Annotated in this window: 18 protein-coding genes; 10 read left to right on the forward strand and 8 right to left on the reverse strand. The window is 46.8% G+C overall.

Going from position 1 to position 24,415, the window contains the following annotated elements; all coding sequences use genetic code 11:
• The first annotated feature begins 45 nt into the window (after positions 1-45).
• From deoC to deoD, 4 genes are all read left to right on the forward strand, one after another.
• Positions 46-822: a deoxyribose-phosphate aldolase gene (gene deoC / locus LY387_RS02990; RefSeq protein ID WP_234495267.1), complete on the forward strand. Its 777-nt coding sequence runs from the start codon at positions 46-48 to the stop codon at positions 820-822.
• A gap of 263 nt (positions 823-1,085) precedes the next feature.
• Positions 1,086-2,420 (forward strand): thymidine phosphorylase, encoded by a 1,335-nt coding sequence (gene deoA / locus LY387_RS02995; protein WP_234495268.1) that lies wholly within the window; start codon positions 1,086-1,088, stop codon positions 2,418-2,420.
• Between the two features lie 15 nt (positions 2,421-2,435).
• Complete coding sequence (locus tag LY387_RS03000; RefSeq protein WP_128648299.1) at positions 2,436-3,656, forward strand: phosphopentomutase; 1,221 nt, start codon at positions 2,436-2,438, stop codon at positions 3,654-3,656.
• Positions 3,657-3,745: 89 nt separating this feature from the next.
• Positions 3,746-4,465, forward strand: a complete 720-nt coding sequence (gene deoD / locus LY387_RS03005; RefSeq protein WP_042473625.1) for a purine-nucleoside phosphorylase — start codon at positions 3,746-3,748, stop codon at positions 4,463-4,465.
• Positions 4,466-4,556: 91 nt separating this feature from the next.
• On the opposite strand, the gene LY387_RS03010 is transcribed toward deoD, so the two are convergent.
• The gene (locus LY387_RS03010) at positions 4,557-5,159 is read right to left on the reverse strand and encodes a YtjB family periplasmic protein (protein ID WP_042473628.1); all 603 of its coding nucleotides are present in this window, start codon (positions 5,157-5,159) and stop codon (positions 4,557-4,559) included.
• 108 nt (positions 5,160-5,267) lie between these two features.
• On the opposite strand from LY387_RS03010, the gene serB reads away from it, so the two are divergent.
• The gene (serB, locus tag LY387_RS03015; RefSeq protein WP_234495269.1) at positions 5,268-6,236 is read left to right on the forward strand and encodes a phosphoserine phosphatase; all 969 of its coding nucleotides are present in this window, start codon (positions 5,268-5,270) and stop codon (positions 6,234-6,236) included.
• A gap of 70 nt (positions 6,237-6,306) precedes the next feature.
• On the opposite strand, the gene LY387_RS03020 is transcribed toward serB, so the two are convergent.
• Positions 6,307-8,652 carry a PilZ domain-containing protein gene (locus LY387_RS03020; protein ID WP_234495270.1) on the reverse strand — a complete coding sequence of 782 codons (2,346 nt, stop codon included), beginning with the start codon at positions 8,650-8,652 and terminating at the stop codon, positions 6,307-6,309.
• 258 nt (positions 8,653-8,910) lie between these two features.
• Between LY387_RS03020 and radA the strand changes: the two genes are divergently transcribed.
• Both radA and fusA read left to right on the forward strand, forming a co-directional pair.
• Positions 8,911-10,290, forward strand: a complete 1,380-nt coding sequence (radA, locus tag LY387_RS03025) for a DNA repair protein RadA (RefSeq protein ID WP_042473633.1) — start codon at positions 8,911-8,913, stop codon at positions 10,288-10,290.
• Positions 10,291-10,582: 292 nt separating this feature from the next.
• Complete coding sequence (gene fusA / locus LY387_RS03030; RefSeq protein WP_234495271.1) at positions 10,583-12,664, forward strand: elongation factor G; 2,082 nt, start codon at positions 10,583-10,585, stop codon at positions 12,662-12,664.
• A 68-nt stretch (positions 12,665-12,732) separates the two neighbouring features.
• On the opposite strand, the gene LY387_RS03035 is transcribed toward fusA, so the two are convergent.
• A complete protein-coding gene (locus LY387_RS03035) occupies positions 12,733-13,680 on the reverse strand; it encodes a LysR substrate-binding domain-containing protein (RefSeq protein WP_234495272.1) in 948 nt (315 codons plus the stop codon).
• Between the two features lie 91 nt (positions 13,681-13,771).
• Between LY387_RS03035 and LY387_RS03040 the strand changes: the two genes are divergently transcribed.
• A complete protein-coding gene (locus LY387_RS03040) occupies positions 13,772-13,981 on the forward strand; it encodes a DUF1127 domain-containing protein (RefSeq protein WP_234495273.1) in 210 nt (69 codons plus the stop codon).
• Between the two features lie 42 nt (positions 13,982-14,023).
• Here the strand turns inward: LY387_RS03040 and LY387_RS03045 are convergent, their stop codons facing one another.
• The 3 genes from LY387_RS03045 to chrA form a co-directional block, all read right to left on the reverse strand.
• Positions 14,024-15,709: an AMP-binding protein gene (locus LY387_RS03045; RefSeq protein ID WP_042473641.1), complete on the reverse strand. Its 1,686-nt coding sequence runs from the start codon at positions 15,707-15,709 to the stop codon at positions 14,024-14,026.
• Between the two features lie 207 nt (positions 15,710-15,916).
• On the reverse strand, positions 15,917-17,050 hold the full coding sequence (locus LY387_RS03050) for an HD-GYP domain-containing protein (protein WP_234495274.1): 1,134 nt from the start codon (positions 17,048-17,050) through the stop codon (positions 15,917-15,919).
• A 266-nt stretch (positions 17,051-17,316) separates the two neighbouring features.
• Positions 17,317-18,474, reverse strand: a complete 1,158-nt coding sequence (gene chrA / locus LY387_RS03055; RefSeq protein WP_234496043.1) for a chromate efflux transporter — start codon at positions 18,472-18,474, stop codon at positions 17,317-17,319.
• A gap of 145 nt (positions 18,475-18,619) precedes the next feature.
• Between chrA and LY387_RS03060 the strand changes: the two genes are divergently transcribed.
• Positions 18,620-19,564, forward strand: coding sequence for a LysR family transcriptional regulator (locus LY387_RS03060; RefSeq protein ID WP_419153421.1), 945 nt, complete (start codon positions 18,620-18,622; stop codon positions 19,562-19,564).
• A gap of 57 nt (positions 19,565-19,621) precedes the next feature.
• On the opposite strand, the gene LY387_RS03065 is transcribed toward LY387_RS03060, so the two are convergent.
• Positions 19,622-20,965: an MATE family efflux transporter gene (locus LY387_RS03065; RefSeq protein ID WP_234495276.1), complete on the reverse strand. Its 1,344-nt coding sequence runs from the start codon at positions 20,963-20,965 to the stop codon at positions 19,622-19,624.
• A 349-nt stretch (positions 20,966-21,314) separates the two neighbouring features.
• Between LY387_RS03065 and LY387_RS03070 the strand changes: the two genes are divergently transcribed.
• Positions 21,315-22,499: an NnrS family protein gene (locus LY387_RS03070; RefSeq protein WP_234495277.1), complete on the forward strand. Its 1,185-nt coding sequence runs from the start codon at positions 21,315-21,317 to the stop codon at positions 22,497-22,499.
• A gap of 50 nt (positions 22,500-22,549) precedes the next feature.
• Here the strand turns inward: LY387_RS03070 and asnB are convergent, their stop codons facing one another.
• Positions 22,550-24,214 carry an asparagine synthase B gene (gene asnB / locus LY387_RS03075; protein ID WP_234495278.1) on the reverse strand — a complete coding sequence of 555 codons (1,665 nt, stop codon included), beginning with the start codon at positions 24,212-24,214 and terminating at the stop codon, positions 22,550-22,552.
• Between the last annotated feature and the right edge of the window lie 201 nt (positions 24,215-24,415).

Genomic DNA, 24,415 nt, shown 5'->3' on the forward strand with positions numbered 1-24,415 from the left:
CGTGTTTGTCAGGTAATTAATTGAATATATTGACCGGAGATAGAAATGAGCGATTTAAAATCAGCAGCTCTACGTGCACTAAAACTTATGGATCTAACCACGTTAAATGACGACGACACTAACGAGAAAGTGATCGCACTATGTCATGACGCGAAAACGGCTGTGGGTAACACAGCTGCGATCTGTATTTACCCTCGCTTTATTCCTATTGCTAAGAAAACCCTTCGTGAGCAAGGTACACCAGATGTACGTATCGCGACGGTGACTAACTTCCCACACGGTAACGACGACATTGAAATCGCAGTAGCAGAAACCAAGGCTGCAGTTGCTTACGGCGCAGATGAAGTAGACGTGGTGTTCCCATACCGCGCACTTATCGCTGGCAACGAAGAAGTAGGTTTCGAGCTAGTGAAACAGTGTAAAGAAGCGTGTGGCGATATTCTTCTGAAAGTTATCATCGAAACCGGTGAGCTAAAAGAAGAAGCTCTAATTAAGAAAGCATCAGAACTCTGTATCAAAGCAGGTGCTGACTTCATTAAAACCTCTACAGGTAAAGTGCCAGTTAACGCGACTCCAGAGTACGCTCGCATGATGCTAGAAGTGATTAGCGATATGGGCGTTGCTAAGACCGTTGGTTTCAAACCAGCTGGTGGCGTGCGCACTGCGGAAGACGCGGCTGCTTACCTAGCAATGGCAGACGAAATCCTAGGCGCAGACTGGGCAGACAACATGCACTACCGCTTTGGTGCATCAAGCTTACTGACCAACCTATTGAATACATTAGAAGTAACTGACGAGACGGCGGATCCAAGCGCTTACTAAGTTACTTTGCGGGATTTGGGGTTTCGCGATTGACCTGACCCCTCCTAGCCTCCCCTTACTAAGGGGAGGAACCACTGGCTCGCTAGCGCATCGCCCTATATTCAAAAATATAGGCGACGCGACGATAGGAGCGAGCCCGAGGTTCTCCCCCTAATATAGGGGGAGTTAGAGGGGGTATAAAACGCCTATCTAAACCATCCACACGCCCGCAACTTCTACCCTACACTTATTTTGTACTTCAGCACTTCGCTGTGGAGGCACTAATGTATTTACCTCAAGAAATTATTCGTAAAAAACGCGACGGTCACGAACTGAGCGCGGAAGAGATCAACTTCTTCATTCAAGGTGTTGCGAAAGACACGGTATCGGAAGGTCAAATTGCAGCATTTGCGATGACCATCTTCTTCAATGAAATGACCATGCCAGAGCGCATTGCGCTGACTTGTGCCATGCGCGATTCTGGCATGGTTATCGACTGGAGCCATATGAATTTTGGCGGTCCGATTGTCGATAAGCATTCAACCGGTGGCGTGGGGGATGTTACCTCGCTAATGCTTGGTCCAATGATTGCAGCTTGTGGTGGCTTCGTTCCTATGATTTCAGGTCGTGGTCTTGGCCATACAGGCGGCACACTGGATAAGCTTGAAGCTATCCCAGGCTACAACATTACCCCGACTAATGAGGTATTTGGTGACGTAACGAAGGAAGCGGGTGTCGCAATTATCGGTCAAACCGGCGATCTCGCACCAGCTGATAAGCGCGTTTACGCGACACGTGATATCACGGCGACGGTTGACAACATTTCGCTTATTACAGCGTCTATTTTGTCGAAGAAGTTGGCTGCGGGCCTAGAATCTCTAGTGATGGACGTAAAAGTCGGCTCTGGCGCCTTTATGCCAACCTACGAAGCATCAGAAGAGCTTGCAAACTCAATTGTTGCAGTGGCAAACGGCGCGGGTACAAACACGACTGCGATCCTCACTGATATGAACCAAGTACTGGCATCCTCGGCGGGCAATGCGGTGGAAGTGCGTGAAGCCGTACAGTTCTTGACTGGTGAATACCGCAACCCTCGCTTGTACGAAGTGACGATGGCTCTGTGCAGTGAGATGTTGGTACTTGGTAAGCTGGCAAGCGATACCGAGCAAGCGGAAGTGATGCTTAATGAGGTACTCAATAACGGCAAAGCCGCTGAGTGCTTTGGCAAGATGGTGAAAGGTTTAGGTGGTCCAGCAGACTTTGTTGCTAACTACGATAATTACCTAGAGAAGGCAGAGATCGTTAAGCCAGTGTTTGCTGATGTTGACGGTATTGTCTCAGCGATGGACACACGTGCGATTGGCATGGCTGTCGTTGGTATGGGCGGTGGACGTCGCGTAGCAACAGATACTATCGATTATGCGGTTGGATTCGATCAATTCATCAAACTTGGTGAAAAGGCAAGTGCAGACAAGCCGCTTGCTGTTATCCATGCTCGCAATGAAGCGCAGTGGCAAGAAGCCGCAGACGCGCTGAAAGCCGCCATCACCGTTGGTGATACAGTTTATACAGAAACCCCTTGTGTATACCGCCATATTCGTGCGGAAGATCTAGCATAAGGGTGGAGAGAAGTTATGAAACGTGCATTTATTTTAGTTCTAGATTCTTTCGGTATTGGCGCAACAGCGGATGCCGATAAGTTTGGTGATGTGGGCTCAGATACCATGGGTCATATTGCTGAGCAGTGTGCGAAAGGTCTGGCAGACAACGAACAACGTAGCGGTGAGTTGAAGTTGCCAAACCTATCCAAGTTAGGCTTGGCTATGGCCCATAAAGAGTCAACGGGCGCACTTGCAGCTGGTTTGCGTGATGACGTCGAGGTCATTGGTGCTTACGGCCACGCTGCTGAACTGTCTTCGGGTAAAGATACACCATCTGGCCACTGGGAAATTGCCGGTGTACCAGTATTGTTTGATTGGGGTTACTTCACAGACAAAGAGAACAGCTTCCCTAAAGAGCTAACAGATCGCATTTTAGAGCGTGCAGGTATTGACGGCTTCCTTGGTAACTGCCATGCCTCTGGTACTCAGGTTTTGGATGATCTTGGTGAAGAGCATATGAAGACAGGGCAACCTATCTTCTATACCTCTGCGGACTCGGTATTCCAGATTGCATGTCACGAAGAGACATTTGGCTTAGAACGCCTACTTGAGCTTTGTCAGATCGCTCGTGAAGAGCTTGAAGACTACAACATCGGTCGTGTTATCGCTCGTCCATTTATTGGTCCTGGCAAAGGTCAATTTGAGCGTACTGGTAACCGTCGCGACCTTTCTGTCGAACCGCCAGCACCAACTGTGCTGTCTAAACTGGTTGATGAAAAGCAAGGCCAGGTCGTGTCCATCGGTAAGATTGCTGATATCTATGCCAACTGCGGCATCACTAAGAAAGTGAAGGCGACAGGCATTCCAGCACTGTTTGAAGCAACCAAAGAGCAGATCAAAGAGGCAGGTGATAACACGATTGTTTTCACTAATTTTGTCGATTTTGATTCAGCGTACGGTCACCGTCGCGATGTTGCCGGTTACGCTGCAGCGCTGGAATACTTTGATTCTCGTATTCACGAAGTGATCGAGTTAATGCAAGAAGACGACGTGCTTATTCTGACGGCAGACCACGGCTGTGATCCAACATGGCAAGGTACCGACCACACTCGCGAGCATATCCCAGTCATCGTTTATGGTGAGAAAGTACCTGCAGGTTCTTTGGGGCTACGTGAAAGCTTTGCTGATATTGGTCAAAGTCTTGCGAGCTACTTTGGTACATCCTCAATGGACTACGGAAAGAACTTCCTGTAATGACAGTAAGTTAAGAGCAAGTTAGCTTGCTCTTAACTCGTTTAAACCATTTTTCAGAATTGATAACGAACAACGTAAAGGAAATAACAATGGCGACTCCTCACATTAACGCGGAAATGGGTGATTTTGCTGACGTAGTATTGATGCCAGGTGATCCACTTCGCGCAAAATACATTGCTGACACATTCTTGGATGATGCAGTACAAGTATGTGATGTTCGTAACATGTACGGCTACACAGGGACCTACAAAGGTCGTCGTATCTCTGTGATGGGCCATGGCATGGGTATCCCTTCATGCTCAATCTACGTGACAGAGCTGATTAAAGACTTTGGTGTTAAGAAGATTATTCGTGTTGGTAGCTGCGGTGCGGTGAACGAAGACATTAAAGTACGTGACGTAGTGATCGGCATGGGTGCGTGTACTGACTCAAAAGTAAACCGTATTCGCTTTAAAGATCATGACTTCGCAGCCATCGCTGACTACCACATGGTGAAGAATGCAGAAGAGGCGGCTAAAGCACGTGGCATTAATGTGAAAGTGGGTAACCTTTTCTCTGCTGAGCTGTTCTACACACCGGATCCAGAAATGTTCGATGTTATGGACAAGTACGGCATTGTTGGTGTTGAGATGGAAGCGGCGGGTATCTACGGCGTTGCAGCCGAGTACGGTGCGAAAGCGCTGGCTATCTGTACTGTCTCTGACCACATCAAAACGGGTGAGCAAACCACTTCAGACGAGCGTGCAACAACGTTTAATGAAATGATGGAAATTGCACTGGACTCAGTACTTCTGGGTGACGCTGAATAAGCACGTTTTCTTAGATAGTTTAAGGCCTCGCAATTGCGAGGCCTTTTTGTATTCTATGGTTGCTTAAGAAGTCAATGGTTGCTTAAGAAATCTAGGGCTGCTTGAGAAGTAGGTTTTCGCCTTTGTCTTTCGATTGCCGTCTAAGCAGTACCATTAGCAAGATGCCGCACAAGAAGCTCATCAGGATCATCATATACATAAAGCGGTCACTTTTTCTGTAGTGGTGATCTGAAATCGCCGTTACTTTGCCGGTTTCAAAGGTAATACGAACAAAGCCAATAATCGTATTATCGTTAATGATAGGCTCGACCAGTTGCTGGCGTCCGATACTGGCAGTCGATAGTGGGGTATCGAGCCCCAATACTTCACGAACCGTCTGAGCATTGTTGCTCGACGCAACTTTAACCCCTTCAGAATCATAAACTGTCGCATCTAGAACCAGGCGTTCTTTGGACAGCTGATTCGTCAGTGCACCGAGACGCTCTTGGTCTTGGTCTATAAGCATCTGCCTTGCCGACTTTGAGGCTTGCGAGATAAGTACTTTTGAGAGCACTTCTAATTGGTTAGCTTGAATGCGCTCGTTTCCCTTGCTGATCAGTACGCTGTTACTGGTAATAAAAAACACCATCGCCGCAATCAAGCACAAGGCAACCAAACGCAAAAAATTCCTAAACGAAAACAGTGAACCGTCCATAAAAGTGCAAAAGTACTAAGAAATTACTGATTGGTTCATATTGATGCTTGCACAACCAAATTGCAATAGGGTAACGTTTCGGGAGCTCATTTGAAGGAAGGATTAGCCATGGATGCTATCAAACCGCTTGCGATTAGTAAGCGTATCCCACTAAAACAAAGGTTTCCGGAGACATTACTCTCTCACTCGTTAGAGAAGCGCGCTGCTACCTGGATTGTCTACGCACCCACTTTATACACCGAATTGTTCAATGATTTGGACTTCTATGTTGGCGAGACCACTCGAATCCTAGATATCTGGCAGGTTGGTCAATACGAGGTCGCGTTGATGGAAGGTAACCTTACCCCAGACCATATTCGTATTCTTGATGAACTGAACGTTGATTATGCAAGGCTTTGCGATGTTCCTGATCTTAACAAGCCAGGTGTTATTGTGCTCGATATGGACTCAACCGCGATTCAGATAGAGTGTATTGATGAGATTGCTAAGCTTGCTGGAGTTGGTGAGCAAGTGTCAGAGGTCACTGAGCGAGCGATGCAGGGTGAACTCGATTTTGAGCAAAGCCTTCGCCAACGTGTTGCTGCATTAAAAGATGCTGACGAATCTATTTTAAGTGAAGTGCGTGAATCTTTGCCTTTGATGCCAGAGCTTCGCGAGATGATTAAAACACTGCAAAGCTACGGCTGGAAAACCGCGATTGCGTCAGGCGGCTTTACCTACTTCTCTGATCACTTAAAAGAGATGCTCGACCTAGATTTTGCACAATCCAACACATTGGCAATCAAAGATGGCAAGCTATTGGGAGAGGTTGTTGGAGAGGTGGTTTCGGCGCAAACCAAAGCGGACATTCTGCTTGAGCTTGCTGAAGAGTACGACGTGGAGCCGCATAACACGATCGCTGTGGGTGATGGTGCGAACGACCTAGTGATGATGAAGGCTGCGGGTCTTGGCATTGCGTATCATGCAAAACCTAAAGTTGAGGCGCAGGCTCAAGTCGCGATTCGACATGCTGGATTGGGTGGTATCGTTTGTATCCTGTCAGGTCTGCTTGCAAGACAAAAGAAAATTGGTTGGTAATTGATAACCAGTGAATCCAAGAAAAAAAGCCCTCGCTGGTTAACCTGCGAGGGCTTTTTATATGGCTTGGCTAATGATTCATCTCAAGTCGTATCAACACTTCTTCTGTAATGTCCACGAGCTCGCAATATCCAATGATAGAGGTCATTTCGTTTTCTAGGTTGCGTGCATGGCTTAAGCTCAACGACAGCAGCTCGTTGATGTCTTTTTTCATGAGCGTAGTCAACGCGTCATAAACAGGTCCGGAAGAGACTCTCAGAATGTACAGCTCACCCATGCTAAGGGCATCTTTAATGAACTTAATGCGCTGCTGGGTAGACTCGAAATCATCGCGAACCTTAGTGTGAATCGATTGGATTCTATCGCCGAGTTTAAGGACGCCAATATAGAGCTCACAGGCAATAGGCTTGGCACCTGGTTTTCGTTTGAGGGGCTCAGCCAATAACGAATTACTTCTGCCTTTAAAGATGGGTTCAAGCGCCAGTTTTTGGTCGTGCCCAATGCGTTCAAAGAACTGCAAGTAGCCGGGTAGTGGAAAATTGACACCCACTGAGCGGCATTTGACTGAGGTACCGCGTTTATCGACATAAACGGGAGTAGAGACCATTTTTCCTAGTAACACGTTGTGCAGTGCCTCAAGCAATGAGCTACTTGGTAAGATTTCTTGCTGAGCGACTAACTTGTCTTGGTTGTTCTCTATAATGCCTCTAAAGAAGGCGATTGTTTTGACCGTCTTTCCAGATTCAACAATAGAGAGGTGCACCGTTTTTCTGTCTGCGGACATGCGAACGACTTCGTACGGTACCTGGTTCAATGGAATTCGGTCGTTGTAACGTTTGAGCTCCAAATAGTCGACACTAATGATTGAACCAGAAGGAATAGCCAAAGGCTCTGCTAGCTTGATGCTCGCGCCGTGCTTAGATAAATCGACGGTCTGTCCTTGAATTCGAACATTCTCTCCCGCGCTGACAACAAGTGGTGAAGAGAACTGATATCTCGGCTCTCTTCGACGAGATTTGGCATCAAAGTACAGCCCTCTAGGCTGCGTTTTGACATTTCTCGGGTGTCGGAACTGATTGAGAGTACTGGCTGGCAGTCTTGGCTTTTCAGTAAATAGATAGTCGCTGGCGGATTTGTCGTCACTGATTTCTTGCAGTATGCCAAAATGCGTCAACTTCTCGTCGTGCCCAACAAGCTCACTGTAGTGTTTTGATATGGTCAACATATCATCGGTTGATAGCTCAAATACCGATAGCCTAAATGCACGCCAACTCGCTCTTCTGCCGCCAACATGCCAGAACAATTGACGCTCTTGGCGATCCGCCTCGGGCATCATCATGGAATAGAACAGCTTCATTCCATTGTGTTCGTGGGTAAAGGTATAGAGAACGTTACTGCATCCTTTTATCCCAGCTTTGACTAACAGGTCCATTCGCTGGTTAGAGAATAACGAGGCCAGCGATTGCTGGTTACGCTCGTCGTGCCAATAACGCCAGATATCTTGGTTATTTTCTGTGAGCAACGCGACTTTCAGATCGTTGCCACTGAAGAATAGTGGTAGGTTACACGCGTGTTTTAGGTAGGTATGCTCAAAACCACGAGTCCGCGCACGAGTAATACGATCTTGGTTATCATGGCGAACCTTTTTGGATTCAGTGTTGAGCATCTTGTCGACGACAAGCTCTACGGCGTTGGTGCGCGTTAACCTAAGTGTGCGTAGATACTTCACCGGAGAGATGCCATGCAGACCATCAACACCAAGCACTCGGTACTCAATAGGTTTGGTGATTTCTTTTAGTTGACTGGTTTCCGCTAGCTCGTCGAATGTAACAGAAATAACTTGCCCTAAATCGTAATCAAAGGTGCCAGGTACTTTAAACTTAGCTCCAGAGCTAGAGAGGTCGACGCTCAGACCAATAACGGTTTCACCGTTCTCGAGCGTAATAGATACCTGCGACTCGACCTTTAAGCGGCATTCCTTGCGCTTGAGGTCATAGCCTAGGTTTATTGGGGTGGCAGCATAAGGACTTTGCGGGTCGGTTAAATCTCCGCTGTTGGCATTGCGTTGCTCATCACCCAAGTTGCTCAAGGTTTTCTTGTCAACAAGTAGCTCCCATACTCCCTCGGTGTAACCACCGTATTTGCGAGTGAGCTTGTGATAGGAGTTAAATGCGCGATCGTCCAGCCAGTGTGCAAGACCATCTAATTGGTACTCGTGACAGTTGGTAGAGACGCGTCCACGAAGGTCAATACGTTTATAGCAGGGCGCCATAAGACGATTGAGCTCCATCTTCACCAGTAACTTAGTAGACGCAGATTCGCCTTCGGTGACTTGGTTGAGAACTTGGTCGAAGTCCTCAGCGTGGTAAGCTGAAATCAAACGTTCGGCAATGGAAAGTATTTCTGTTTGCTGCATGAGTTTTGTTAAAGTGTCCCTTTGATGATGAGTTTCATCAGAATAAGTACAGCGTAATGCCTTATTATATCGGCAGCCATGCCGAAAACCTTAACGGTATGTATAGGAAAGATAAGGTATTGTCTCACTTTATTCTTAGGGTATTGTCATATATTGACAATACTTTTCATTGGTTACACACCGAAACTAATAGATTAGTCAATAAATAAATGCAACTCAGTGCATTGTAACGCTAGAGTAAGTAGGTTAGTTCAAATTATGGCAAAAGCGAAAAGAGCTTACGTTTGTAATGATTGCGGAGCAGATTTTCCCCGTTGGCAAGGTCAATGCAACGCATGTGGCAGTTGGAACACGATCAGTGAAGTCCGTCTGGCTGCATCACCTCAAGTGGCTCGCAACGAGAGACTGACGGGCTATGCTGGTGGAGCGACGGAGTCGACAATCCAAACCCTCTCTGAGATTGATCTGCAAGAAGTGCCGCGATTTACCAGTGGCTTCAAAGAACTGGACCGAGTGTTAGGGGGCGGCGTTGTACCTGGCGCGGCCATCCTCATCGGCGGTAACCCTGGTGCAGGTAAATCAACATTGCTGCTGCAAGCTATGTGTTGGTTGTCCTCTCAGATGCCTACTTTATACGTCACTGGTGAAGAATCTCTGCAGCAAGTCGCCATGCGCGCTTCTCGCTTAGGGTTGCCGAAAGAGCATCTCAAGATGCTTTCTGAAACCAACGTTGATCGTATTTGCCAAATCGCTGAAAAAGAGCAGCCAAAGCTGATGGTTATCGACTCTATTCAGGTAATGCATGTTGCTGATGTCCAGTCATCACCAGGCAGTGTGGCGCAGGTACGCGAATCAGCGACGGCACTAACTCGTTATGCTAAGCAAAACAATGTAGCGATATTCATCGTTGGTCATGTGACTAAAGATGGTACCTTGGCAGGTCCAAAGGTGCTGGAACACATCATCGACTGCTCAGTACTACTTGATGGTGGTACAGATAGCCGCTTTAGAACACTTCGAAGTCATAAGAACCGCTTCGGCGCGGTAAATGAGCTTGGCGTATTTGCGATGACGGGGCAGGGGTTAAAAGAAGTCAGTAATCCATCTGCGATTTTCCTCTCTCGTGGCGAAGAAGAAACATCGGGCAGTTCAGTCATGGTGGTGTGGGAGGGGACTCGTCCGCTCCTCGTTGAGATCCAGGCACTGGTTGACTATAGCCAACTGGCGAACCCGCGCCGCGTCGCGGTAGGTCTTGAGCAAAACCGTCTGTCGCTTCTATTGGCTGTGCTCCATAAACATGGCGGTTTGCAGATGGCGGACCAAGATGTATTTGTCAACGTCGTGGGTGGCGTCAAAGTTACCGAAACCAGTGCGGACCTTGCTTTGGTTATGGCATTGCTTTCAAGCTTTCGCGACCGTCCGCTACCGAAAGATGTGGTTGTGTTTGGTGAGGTGGGACTTGCTGGCGAGATTCGCCCAGTACCGAGTGGCCAAGAGCGATTAATGGAAGCGTTTAAACACGGCTTTAAAAAAGCGATTGTTCCGGCGGCCAATATGCCGAAAGGCGGTATTGAAGGCATGCAAATCCACGGAGTGAAGAAGCTTTCAGAAGCGATTTCAGCATTTGATGAACTTTAATGGTGGCTTTTGCTCAATTTCAGGTAGAATACCGCCAACAAAAGTACGATTTTGCGAAATGACATCGAAAAATCACCAAGAGCAGCTAAAATTAACTGCGATCTGGTAACAACACCCAAATCCGTTGAAGCTTGATGATATAAGCCTTGAGAGACCATTTCTCCCAAGGTGGCGTGTGATCGAGTCGGGTTCGGATAACTTTTTTTTAATACACATGCACGCAGAGGTATCGGTCTTTACAGATTGTGATATACTCTGCGCGCAATTTATACCTTATAAACAGAGTAAGACAATGGCAGATTTATCAAAGTACAGAAACATTGGTATTTTCGCGCACGTTGATGCGGGTAAAACTACCACCACTGAGCGTATCCTTAAGCTTACTGGTAAAATCCACAAAACTGGTGAAGTACACGACGGTGAGTCTACAACTGACTTCATGGAGCAGGAAGCTGAGCGTGGTATCACAATCCAGTCTGCTGCGGTAACTTGTGAGTGGAACGGCCACCGCCTAAACGTTATCGATACTCCGGGACACGTTGACTTCACAGTTGAAGTATATCGTTCACTTAAAGTACTAGACGGCGGTATCGGTGTATTCTGTGGTTCTGGTGGTGTTGAGCCTCAGTCAGAAACAAACTGGCGTTACGCGAACGAATCAGAAGTATCTCGTCTGATCTTCGTTAACAAACTAGACCGTATGGGTGCAGACTTCTTCAACGTTGTTGACCAAGTTAAGAACGTTCTTGGCGCTAACCCACTAGTAATGACTCTGCCTATCGGTCGTGAAGACGATTTCGTTGGTGTTGTAGACGTACTAAACCGTAAAGCTTACGTTTGGGATGATTCTGGTCTTCCAGAAAACTACGAAATCCAAGACGTTCCAGCTGACATGGTTGACGATCTAGAAGCTTACCGTGAAGAGCTAGTTGAGACTGCTGTAGAGCAAGACGACGACCTAATGGAAGCGTACATGGAAGGTGAAGAGCCTTCTATCGAAGACCTTAAGCGTTGTATCCGTAAAGGTACTCGTGACCTAGCGTTCTTCCCAACATTCTGTGGTTCTGCATTTAAGAACAAGGGTGTTCAACTAGTTCTTGACGCTGTTGTAGATTACCTACCAGCTCCAACTGAAGTTGATCCTCAGCCTCTAACAGATCCAGAAACTGGTGAGCCAACTGGTGAAGTTGCTACAGTTGACGCTGACGCGCCACTAAAAGCACTTGCGTTCAAAATCATGGACGACCGTTTCGGTGCACTAACGTTCATCCGTATCTACTCAGGCCGCATGAAGAAGGGTGACACTATCCTTAACTCTGCAACTGGTAAGACTGAGCGTATCGGTCGTATGTGTGAGATGCAGGCTGACGAGCGTAACGAACTTACTGAAGCACAAGCTGGTGACATCATCGCTGTAGTAGGTATGAAGAACGTTCAAACTGGTCACACTCTATGTGATCCTAAGCACGAATGTACTCTAGAAGCTATGATCTTCCCAGAACCAGTAATCTCTATCGCTGTTTCTCCGAAGGACAAAGGTTCTACAGAGAAGATGGGTATCGCTATCGGTAAGATGGTTGCAGAAGATCCATCTTTCCAAGTTGAGACTGATGAAGATTCAGGTGAAACTATCCTGAAAGGTATGGGTGAACTTCACCTAGACATCAAGGTAGACATCCTTAAGCGTACGTACGGCGTTGAGCTAGAAGTAGGTGCTCCACAGGTAGCTTACCGTGAAACTATCACTCAAGCAGTTGAAGATAGCTACACGCACAAGAAGCAGTCTGGTGGTTCTGGTCAGTTCGCGAAAATCGACTACCGTATCAAACCAGGTGAGCCAAACTCTGGCTTCACGTTCTCTTCTTCAGTTGTTGGTGGTAACGTTCCTAAGGAATTCTGGCCAGCAGTTGAGAAAGGCTTCGAAGCTATGATGGACAACGGTGTTCTAGCTGGCTTCCCAACGCTAGACGTTGAAGTTGAGCTATTCGACGGTTCATTCCACGCAGTTGACTCTTCGGCAATCGCTTACGAAATCGCAGCGAAAGGTGCATTCCGTCAGTCTATGCCAAAAGCTGGTGCACAGCTTCTTGAGCCAATCATGCACGTTGACGTGTTCACTCCAGAAGATCACGTGGGTGATGTAATCGGTGACCTTAACCGTCGTCGTGGTATGATCAAAGACCAGCAAGCTGGTACTACTGGTGTTCGTATTAAAGCTAACGTTCCTCTATCAGAAATGTTTGGCTACATCGGTCACCTACGTACTATCACTTCAGGTCGTGGTCAGTTCTCTATGGAGTTCGAACACTACGCAGCATGTCCAGCAAACGTTGCTGAAGAAGTTATCGCTAAAGCGAAAGAAGACAACAAGTAATTGGTCTTTGACTTCAGATAGTAAAAACCCGCCTTTCGGCGGGTTTTTTATCGCCTAATTTTAAGGTTCTACAGTGAGTTTGGCCTTAGAACGTAGTCGGTTTCGATAACTGAGAGGTGCGACATATCACAGCGCTTAAACTCATCCACTTCTTGGTTAAGCCAAGATAAGAAGGTTTGAATTTTAGGCCGATTGAAGTGGTTTGCCGGTGCACACACGTAGTAGGCGAATCTAGGTTTTAGCGCGAAATCACCGATACGAACCAGTGTCCCTTCTTTGATGTACCTGTAAGCGAGGCTGTGCTTAATCAATCCAACCCCCTGCACAGACAATGCTCCTTCGACAACAAAGTGCGCCCCATTATATTGAAGCGTTCGCGTGCCTATTGGCGCACCCACATGATTAAGCCATAAGCTCCAGTCCATATCCGGCCAGGTATCTTCAATTAAATCTGCTTTATGCAGATCATGAATCGTGTGGATGTTGTGTTGCTGCTGATATAGAGGGTGACAAACGGGATAAATAATGTCCTCCATCAAAAGTCGGCTCTCGACATCAGGGTATTGCCCCTTACCATAGCGAATACAGATATCCACCGAGTCATCTTGAAATGTCACCAGTTTATTATTGGGTTCAAGTAGCAGGCTAAGCTCTGGATACTGTTCACGAAAGCTCTGAATTCTGGGTACCAACCAATGTTGAGCAAACGAGGGAAGGGTAGAGATAGAGAGTCGATTGGGCTCTGCGTCGTTATGGATGCTCTGAACGCCGCGAAGAATATGTTCAAAGCCCTGATTTAACTCCTTAAAAAGCGAATGTCCTTCGGCTGTGAGCATGACTTTTCTATGCTGTCGATAAAACAGCTCACAACCAAGTTGCTCTTCTAGCTGACGTATCTGCTGGCTGATTGCTGCTGCTGAGACATAAAGCGTTGAAGCAGCATCCTTAAAGCTGCCAAGCTTGGCGGCTTGATAGAAATAATACAGCCCTTGAAGTGGAGGGAGTTTATCTTTCACTTAAGTTTTCCTTAACTCAATGGCAAGATAGATCGTTTGTCAGTTTTCTCTGTGTGCACAAAAATTATACGAAAAGACGGAGGGAAAACAAATGGACAGAACAATTACGACGCTAGAATGTGCAGAGCAAGGAAACGGTGGATTTCAACTGAGAAAGAATATCTTAACTGTACTTGGCGTTTGGTATCGAAATTACAGAACTCGAAAAGCGCTTGCAGAGATGTCAGAACGGTTACTTGATGATATCGGAATCACTCCCTATGAAGCGAAGCAAGAGTCCCGTAGGCCTTTCTGGAAATAAAATAGGCGACCCTAAGGTCGCCTATTCTGCGATAAAGAGTGATTACTCTTCCCATACCACCAGCTGACCTTTTGGCCAGTTCTGACCGACTTCGTGGTACTTCTGCTCCAGAAGGTGGCGTTTAATTTTAAGGGTAGGGGTTAGCAAACCGTTTTCAATGCTCCACGGCTCTTTAACCATAAGAACGCCTTTGATGTGTTCGTGAGATTCCAGCTCTTGATTCATGCGTTTGACGACTCGTTCCGCGGTACGAGCATAACGCTCGCGGTCGAAGTTCGGGAAGTCGTGAGGGACGACCAGTAAGATCGGCGCAGGCAGGCCTAAACCAATCAAACACATCATCTCAACGCGGCTGTATTCAGCGAGCTTTTTCTCAATAGGAACGGGCGCAACAAACTTACCTTTGGCGGTTTTAAAGGTGTCTTTTTTACGACCTTGGATAGTTAGGTAGCCTTCACTATCGATCACACCAATATCACCGGTATGCAGCCAGCCGTCACTATCAAATGATTCTTGTGTTGCGATATCGTTTTTGTAGTACCCAGAGAACAAGCCTTTACTGCGAACCATGATCTCTGAGTCATCGGCAATCTTGAGCTCAATACCCGGGCCTGCATTACCCACCGAACCGATTTTATCCCCGCGGAAAGGATGGTTGAGGGTACTGTAGGCGAAGGATTCCGTCATCCCCCAAGCTTCGGTAATATTCAAGCCGACGCTGTGGTACCACTCGAGAAGAGCAGGTGAGACAGGGGCTGAGCCACAACCTAAAACACGAGCCTGATCAAGGCCTAGACCGTCAGCGAGTTTCTTCTTAATTAGTGTGTTGACGAAAGGTATCTTCAACAGGATATTGAGTTTTTTCTGCGGTAGTTTGTCTTGAATTCGTTGTTGGAACAAGTTCCACAGACGAGGTACAGAGATAAACAGCGTTGGGCGCTGCATCTTCACGTCTTCAATAAAGGTATCCAGTGATTCTGGGAAAGCAGTGGGTACGCCACCCTGCACTGAAGAGCCAAAAATATAGACTCGCTCGGTAATGTGTGCGAGTGGCAAGTAAGAGAACAAGCGGTCATTGGCTTCAATACCGATATGATCAATCAGTCTTTGTACCGACCAAGAAAAAGCGCCATAGGTCAGCATCGCACCTTTGGGTAGACCTGACGTACCTGAGGTATAAACCAGTGACATCAGCTTATCATCGTAGTGAACAGGACGCTCTTCACTTGGCTCATTGTCGGCGACCAGCTGAGTAAAGCTGTGTTGGCACTCTGGCGCCGAGTCATAAGGTAGAGAGATAGTAACCAAATCGCTAAGATTTCCCATCACCTCACTGGTGGCCGCTGCGTCATCCAATTTTCCTGCAATAAGTACCTTACTCTCACTGTGAGTGAGACAATATTCAATGGTATCAGGACCTGCTGTAGGGAAGATTGGCACACTGACATAGTCACCGAGCATCATCGCAAGATCGCAAATAAACCACTCGGCACAGTTTTTCGAGATTAGCGCGACTTTATCACCAGGCTGAATGCCAAGCCCACGAAGTGCCGAAACTAATCGTAGTGCTTTATCAGCAACCTCGGCATACGTGAATTCAACAAATTGTCGGTTAATGATTTGTTTTAGGTAAACCTCGTTAGGTTTCTCATGCGCCCACTTTAGGATCATTTCGTTAGGCGGTGGTAGAGTACAGCTAGAAGTAGTCGTTTCGTTAGGCAGTATCATTCTTGAACTCCGTTTACGTGTAGAACGATAAATTTTATAGTTGTATTTATGTTAATTGATTGTTAACACTACAATACTAGACATACTGAGAATGGACTGCAAGAAGCGATTGGCGCATAAATGCGGCCCCGAGCACATAAGTCGAGTAAAAACTCAATTTTTCGGGGCGCATTCACAACGAGTAGAAGGCCGTTTATTTGTTAACGGTTAATGTCTCGGTAGAAAGTTTGACTGCATCACAAGCTTTACAGCGTCTTGCTGCGCACGTAGGGCTTGAACACAGTTTCCGTCGATCTTGCCGAGGGTAACCATTTTCTCTAGCTCTAGAAGCGCATGGGTCAGTGACCAAGATTCGCTGTAGGAGCGGTGACTTGTCAGGGCATCAAAAATGTTAGCAACGGTAACAATTCGCGCTGATACAGGAATATGTGCATGACTGAGGCCGCGAGGTGCACCACTGCCATCGAGATACTCATGATGATACTGAATGATCTCTCTTAGCAGTTGAACACAGGTTTGTTGCTCTTCGTGAATCTGCCGAGCTAAAGCGTTAATCAGATTGAGACCTTGCTGGATCTGTGCGGTGAGTTTCAAATGATCCCCCCAATCCTCCAGCCAAAGGCTTTGCTGCTTACTACCAAGATTCGAGTATTTACCAACATCATGCAGCTCAGCAAACTGAACCATATGCTCGATAGTTTCATCGTTCAGTTGATAAAGCTCTGCTACTTTCTCACCAATTAGGCGCGTGTACTGACCAACACGATAGGCGTGATCAAGGCTCTCGTTCTGATGCTCGAAGTTGGTGCGGCGAAGAGAGAAGCCTAAATCGGACATAGCGTTGACGCACTGGCGCTGTTCACAAATCTGACGTACGAGATTATCAGAATCTTTGATGAGCTCGCTGGTGGTTGATGAGTCGAAGAACCCTTTGCGATCAGCATCGAAAAACAGCAGGCCTATAAACTCACCGTTATCAAACACAGGTCGAGTGAATGAGGCTTCATAGCCCTGTTCAAGTAACCATTTAGAATGCTGCGAGTCATTGGCAATTTCGGTAGGGATATCATTGACCACACGAGTTAGTTGGCGAGTGACCATCTTACCTAAGCGAGACTGAGCAGAGATAGGCGCGCTATAATGAAGCAAGGGAGTGCCTTGTAACGTACTGTGCGCAAAGGTTCGAAGCTGACCGTGAGTACTGTCATAGGATGCAAAGGCCATTCTGACGACTTCAGGTATTTGCTCGTGAATAGCGAGGTGCGTCTGCTCAATAGCTTGATTGATTGAGTCGGCTTTGGCGGTGTTGAGATGCCGATTGCGGGGTGTAGATTTGTCCATAACTCGCCTCCTTACTCTCACCTACAAACATGGCACGCGAATCTGGTTGCGGTTACAGTTGCTCTCATAGATACAGCCGCAGGAGCAAGAGGTTCGTGTGCGAACCGTGTCGGAAGGTGATTCTATAAATACACGCTTTTGCTTATATCGTTAACCCTTTTGATGCAGTTGACGGTCGATAAGGGGCATTTGCCCCTCATAATTAGTGTATGAATCAGCTAGAAAAGTTGCGAGAAATATCGCTCAAAATCAGAGCGATACTTGATTTAGATTAAATTTGCTAGGCTCGGAGCAATCAGGCCAGCACACGCAAAATAGATGACCATCCACACAATAGGCAGTTTAAACTGTTTCATCAGTAAGGCGCCCAATAGAACCCAGGCTAAGTCAAGCGAAGAGACCACAGCGCTGACGAAAACGGGTTGGTACAGGGCAGAGAGTAGTAGACCAACCACCGCAGCGTTGACCCCCATGAGAGCCCCTGAAACCGCTGGAATGCTTGCGAGCTGTTGCCAATTCTTAAGAACGCCTACCAGCAATAGAAAGCCTGGAACGAAAACGCCAAGAGTGGCGATGATGGCGCCCACAATAGGTGCCGTTGGCATAAGCTCATAACCAATATAGGTGGCGAAGGTAAACATCGGCCCTGGAACCGCTTGCGCCGCCGCGTAGCCTGTCAGGAATGCATCTTGAGTTAATTGGTCACCAACAATATTTTGAAGTAACGGTAGAACCACATGACCACCACCAAACACTAAGCTACCTGCCTGGTAGAAGTCCGCGAACAGTTGCAGTGACGGCGAAAAGTGTCCAAGTAGCGGCAGAGCAACAAGCAAAGCAAAAAAGCTAACTAATGGCATTACCGAGAAAGAAAGTGAGCCTGCAGGGGAATCATTGTTGCCAGTCGCTAGATAGCGAGTACCTACAAGAGCTGCGATAATTAGCACGATGATTTGCGTGGCAATACCCTGGAAGACCAACAGTGCAATGGCTGTCCCGATGCACAAAGACACGGTAAGCGTAGACTTGCAGAAGTTTTTATACATTCCCCAAGCCGCGTCAGCCACGACCAGTACAGCAAGTAGCTTCAAGCCATGGACGATGTTTTGGAATACGCTCGACTCGGTTAATTGGCTGCTCAATACTGCCAGTGCCAACATGAGAATAACTGAGGGCAGTGTAAAGCCAAGAAAGGCCATGATGCCGCCGCCAAGACCGGCGCGCTGATAACCCACAGCAAAGCCCACTTGACTTGAGCCTGGTCCTGGTAAGAACTGGCTGAGGGCAACGATTTGTGCGTAGTCGTTATCACTGAGCCATTTGAGCTTTTCAACAAAGGTATTTCTAAAGTAACCAATGTGTGCAGCAGGTCCACCGAAGCTTACCCAGCCAAGGGCAAAAAAGATCTTAAAGATGGCAAACAAGGATTGCTGCTGAGTGGGTTCGCGAGTGAGCGAATCTGAGTTGCTTGTAGACAAAGTAATACCTGCGTAGCGATAACATTTTCGATTAGCGCTGATACTAAGTCGTGACATATAATGATTCAAATCGATAGTTTTGATACCTACTATGAATGAAATGGGACGAGGAAAATTAGATTGGAAGCGGATAGATCTCAACTTGTTGATTGTGTTCTATCACCTATATCAGACCCGCAGTGTCTCTGTCGCCGCGCAGAACTGTTTCGTTAGTCAGTCTGCAATGAGCCATAGTCTCGCTAAACTTAGAGAACTGTGTGGCGATAAGCTGTTTGAAAGAAAGTCGCACCAAATGGTGCCGACAGAGCGTGCGAGTGAGCTCTTTCCAACCGTAGAGCAGATCCTTAGCTTGGTTCAACATAAGGTCTTGCCAAAGACGGTATTTGATCCCAATGAGTATCGAGGCGTCTGTAAGATAGGTCTGACCGACTACGCTGAGTTTATTTTTGGTCCGGTGATTTACGATGCCATCCTAACCGATGCCCCTCATTCAAAGGTTAGCTTCGTCAACGTGAATCGCAATAATTATAAGTCGATCAGTGAGCAAGAAAGTCTAGATATGATCATCGGCAGCATTACTGAATTGGATGAGCAGTTCGATGGACAAACGTTATATACAGAAAAACACGTTTGTATCTATGACCAATCTCAGGTGCCCATTGAGCATGTTGATATCGAAACCTTCGTCTCTCTGCCGCACTGTTTGGTCAGTCCTGAGGGAGCCTTTACCAGCAATGTAGACAAACACTTGGATGCCGTAGGACTGACTCGCTCGGTAACCGCAGTGTCTCGCAATTTCCTCACCATCGGACGCTTGGTAAGTGGGCGTGCAATGTTTGCCATTGTTCCTGAAAAAATGGCGCAGATTAGCCTTATGCAGCCACACCTTACTGCCGTTGCTCCGCCAGTACCTGTTGCCGACTTCGACATCGCATTGATTTGGAGAAAGCAATCACAGTTGAGTGCAAAAGCTAAGTGGCTCAAAGAGGCCCTTTATGAAGCGGTGTTGACGTCAATTAGGGAGAGCAGTTTGTAGTTCGAGCACATCGTTTGAGTGATGTGCTCGATGGCTTCTTGAAGGTGACTGTGGAGGTTAAGTCAGGGCAAAGCGAGTCCACACTTTGGATCGCCAACGATGAATCATAACCAATCCGCGCAGCCACTCATCCATACCTATGGCTATCCAGGCGCCCAAGATACCAAAGCCCCAATGCAGACCAAGCAAGTAGGCGAAGACAACAGCAATGCCCCACATACTCAAGATCCCCATTTTTACAGGGAACTTGATATCGCCAGCACCTTTCAGAGCGGCGATGAAAATGAGATTAGAGACTCGACCTGACTCAACAAAAATAGAACCACCAATGAGCATCGCGACAAGTGTGACGATTTCCGGGTCTTGGGTGAACAGATCGATAAGTGGATATCGGAACAAGAACAGCGTAATCACTATGCCTGTCGATGCCGCAAGACCCACTAGGTAGTATTTCTGGATGCGACCCAGTATGTCATCAGCCCAGCCTTTACCGATAAAGTAGCTCGTTTGAATCTGCCCTGCCTGACCTAGAGCAAGTGCAAAGGCAAAAGAAACGCGCGTGATGTTCTGAGCATAGGTAAATGCCGCCAATGATGCGGTGCCCATCTGCACGACAAAGTAGACAATCGTCATCTGCGCCATGTTATAGGACAGGATCTCTCCGGCATTCATCATGCCGATCTTCATGATCTTTTTGTAGAGTGTGCTTGGGATAGCTCGCCAGGTCTCGAATGGCAGGTCAATGCGTTTTCCACGTACTGCTAATATCATTAATAGTGTGCCGATCACTTGGCTCACTACGGTTGCCGTTGCTACGCCACTGACACCGAATACAGGTAAGCCAAATGGCTGATAGAGCGCGACATAGTTACCGAATATATTAATAACGCCCGCAATTAAGTTAATGACCATAGGAGAGCGCGAAAAGCCATGGCTTCTCAATATAGTGGTCAGTACGATACCAAGAGTGACGTTGAAGGTCATTGAGCCGCTGATGATGAGATAGTCGTAACCATAGGCTGCAACTTGTTCTTCTAATCCAAACAGCGCAATAAAATGCTCAGCACCCACAAGCAGCGATAGGCTCAAAATAGCACCTAAACCAAGAGCCAATAGAATGCTCGCGACCCCCGTTTGTGCGGATTCAGAAAATTTCGATGCGCCATTGTATTGAGCGATGAGAATGCCTGTGCCACTGCTGACCATCATGGACACGACGATAAGAAAAAAGCTGATCTGGGTGATCACACCGACCGCGGAAACCGCTTGATCAGAATAGCCACTGAGCATAAACACATCGGTAGTATTGAGAGCGGTGCGCAGTAAGACTTCGATAAAAATGGGCCACGTCAGCGCGACGATGTTCATTCGCTTGTTGAGCGATGAAACACTGTTAGACATTCGTTTTCACCTAGTATTAATAGGGTTTTGATTAAAGGGTCGGAAAGTTTACTCTCTATTGGCGCAAACACAATACAATACTCATCTCCTCGAGAGAGTTTGACATTTTGTTCTATCAACGAGCGTTGTTATAAAAAATAGAGCCCTGATAAGAAGAACCTATTGCGTGATTCTTTCATTTTGTCCCAAAGTAACTTATTACTTAATGACTATTTCGTGTCCTTATGACTCTAAGTCTTGGTGAGTCAAAAAGACACTTATTTATTCTATATATCTGATAAATAGTGATTTAAAGTGTGGCATGCTTCATGCAATAGGTTCTTGGTTAGAGATTAGATAGCGAGTTGAGATGTTAAATATCGTCGATAAAAAAGCCGAAGAAGCGATTCCTGCTTGGCTTAGGTTGGGCTTTCGTCCATTTTTCTTACTCGGTAGCGTTTACGCTATTTTTGCAGTTGTGGCTTGGGTCATTATGTTCCAAACCGGTCAACCTGATGCACTCAAGGTGCCGGCGTTGTGGTGGCACGCACACGAAATGATTTTTGGTTTCGCGATGGCAATAGTGGTGGGGTTTGTACTTACTGCAGTGCAAACTTGGACGGGTATTAATGGAACTAAGCATTATCGTTTGTTAATTTTGGTGGGGCTATGGGTTGCCACTCGTATCTTGTTTTGGACGCCTGTGCCTTTGTGGTTAACCTCAAGTATTGAATCTCTGTTCATTGCTTTGGCCGCCTATGAGGTTGGCTTTCGTGTGTATCGCTCAAAAGGGTGGCGCAATCTGTTCTTTGTTCCTCTTTTTTTATTGGCGATTTTTGCGAACTTCGCGAGCTATGCAACGATCAAAGGCATGCCTCCATTTAGCTCCAGCGCGGTATGGCAAGCGATGTTGTGGTGGTTTACTATCTTGTTGTCAGTGATGGGAGGGCGAGTTATTCCGTTCTTTGCTGCCCGTCGTTTTCAGTATGAAAAGCCACAGCCCATTGTATGGCTCGAATGGCTATCGACCTTGCCGTTGATGATGCTGTTTGTGCTGAGCTTCTTCCCGCTGTCGCTAGCCACTCTAGGGAAACCTTTAATGTTGATTGCTGGGGCGTTGCAATTGGCTCGTTGGATCCGCTGGAAACCTTGGTTAACCTTATCTGAGCCTTTGGTATGGTCGTTAATGCTAACCTACTTATGCTTGCCATTGAGCTTGTTATACCGTGGTATTCTCACTGACGCTTTCGCGGCTCACGCGATGCTTCATTTGTTTGCGGTAGGGGCCTTAGGTGGTCTTGTGCTTGCTATGATAAGTCGCGTCACTATGGGTCATACTGGAAGAGCAATCTACGAAGGTCCAAACATGACACTGGCGTTTGGCGCTATCATCTTGGCAGCGGTCGTGCGCAGTGTCGGAGTCCCGCTTTGGCCTCAACACATGTTTACCATGGTGGATATTAGCGCCGGTCTATGGGCGTTTGCGTTTGCTATGTATGTGTATCACTTTGGCAAAATGCTCGTGACACCAAGGGCGGATGGACATCCAGGCTAGACCTATACAATAGACGTAAAAAAACCAGCCGAAGCTGGTTTTTTTGTATCTTAGTAAGCGTCGTTGTGAACAGCTTGAACTGCACGGCCCGATGGGTCAACACAGTTTTGGAATGACTCATCCCATTCAATTGCTTTCGCTGAAGAACAAGCGACAGATGGACCACCCGGTACACACTTCGCTGCTGACTCTAGCGGGAACAACTCTTCAAAGATTTCACGGTATGCATAACCTTCTTTCGTTGTTGGTGTGTTGTATGGGAAGCGGAATGCCGCGGTTTCCATTTGTTGATCAGTGATCTTAGCTTCAGCCACTTCTTTTAGCGTGTCAATCCAGCTGTAGCCAACGCCATCAGAGAATTGCTCTTTTTGACGCCATGCGATTGATTCTGGTAGGTAATGCTCAAAACACTCACGAAGAATGTGTTTTTCCATCTTACCGTTACCACACATCTTATCTTCTGGGTTCAGGCGCATAGCCACGTCGATAAATTCTTTATCTAGGAATGGAACGCGACCTTCTACCCCCCAAGCTGCAAGCGACTTGTTGGCACGAGCACAGTCAAACATGTTCAGTGCGAGTAGTTTACGCACAGTCTCTTCGTGGAACTCTTTCGCGTTTGGCGCTTTGTGGAAGTAAAGGTAGCCGCCAAAGATCTCGTCAGCACCTTCGCCAGATAGCACCATCTTAATGCCCATCGCTTTGATCTTACGACCCATTAAGAACATTGGTGTTGAGGCGCGGATGGTGGTGACGTCATAGGTTTCAATATGATAGATAACATCACGAATCGCATCCAAACCTTCTTGGATTGTGTAGGTCATCTCATGGTGAACGGTACCGATTTGATCGGCAACTTCACGAGCTGCTTTAAGATCTGGAGCACCCTCAAGACCCACTGCGAATGAGTGAAGCTGTGGCCACCATGCTGCAGACTGCTCATCGTCTTCAATACGCATTGCCGCAAAGCGTTTTGCAACCGCTGAGGTGATAGAAGAATCTAGGCCGCCAGATAACAACACACCATAAGGTACGTCAGTCATAAGCTGGCGCTTAACCGCCGCTTCAAGGGCTTCCGTCAGCTCTTCTTTGCTGGTGGTGTTACCTTGAACTGCTGCATATTCGTTCCAGTCACGGATGTAGTAACGCTGAGGTTCTGCATCTTTAGAACCGTAATAACAACCAGGAGGGAACTCACTAATGGTTTTACAAACTGGTACCAGTGCTTTCATTTCTGAAGCAACGTAGTAGTTACCATGCTCGTCATAGCCTTGGTAAAGTGGGATGATACCGATATGGTCACGGCCCACTAGGTACTCATCTTTTTCTTCATCGTACAGTACGAATGCGAAGATACCGTTTAGCTCTTCAAGCAGATCTGCACCCATATCTTCATAGAGCGCTAGAATAACTTCACAGTCAGAATCCGTTTGGAACTCGTATTTACCTTCGTAGCGAGCACGAATTTCTTTGTGGTTATAGATTTCACCATTTACTGCAAGGATGTGTTTTTTATCTTGGCTGTAAAGTGGCTGCGCACCACTATTAAGACCAACGATAGCTAGGCGCTCATGCGCAAGAATTGCTTTATCTGAAGCATAGATACCTGACCAATCAGGACCACGGTGGCGAAGCTTTTTAGACATTTCTAACGCGATTGGGCGTAGAGCGGCTGCATCACTTTTAATGTCTAAAATGCCAAATACTGAACACATACAACTTCCTTTTTGATGAAATTTAACGCTGTTGAGTTCAATTTGCCATCTGCACAAAAAAAAGCAACCGTGAACAATGAAAAATAGAATAAAAGGCGATGTTAATTAGAAATTATTTAAATAAAATCCATTTTTGATGAATGAAATCAATGTTTGGGTGCTTTTTTGGTCGCTAAAAGCAAAACAGCCGCTATTTAGCGG

The sequence above is a fragment of the Vibrio maritimus genome (genome assembly GCF_021441885.1).
Taxonomy (GTDB): Bacteria; Pseudomonadota; Gammaproteobacteria; order Enterobacterales; family Vibrionaceae; genus Vibrio; species Vibrio maritimus_B.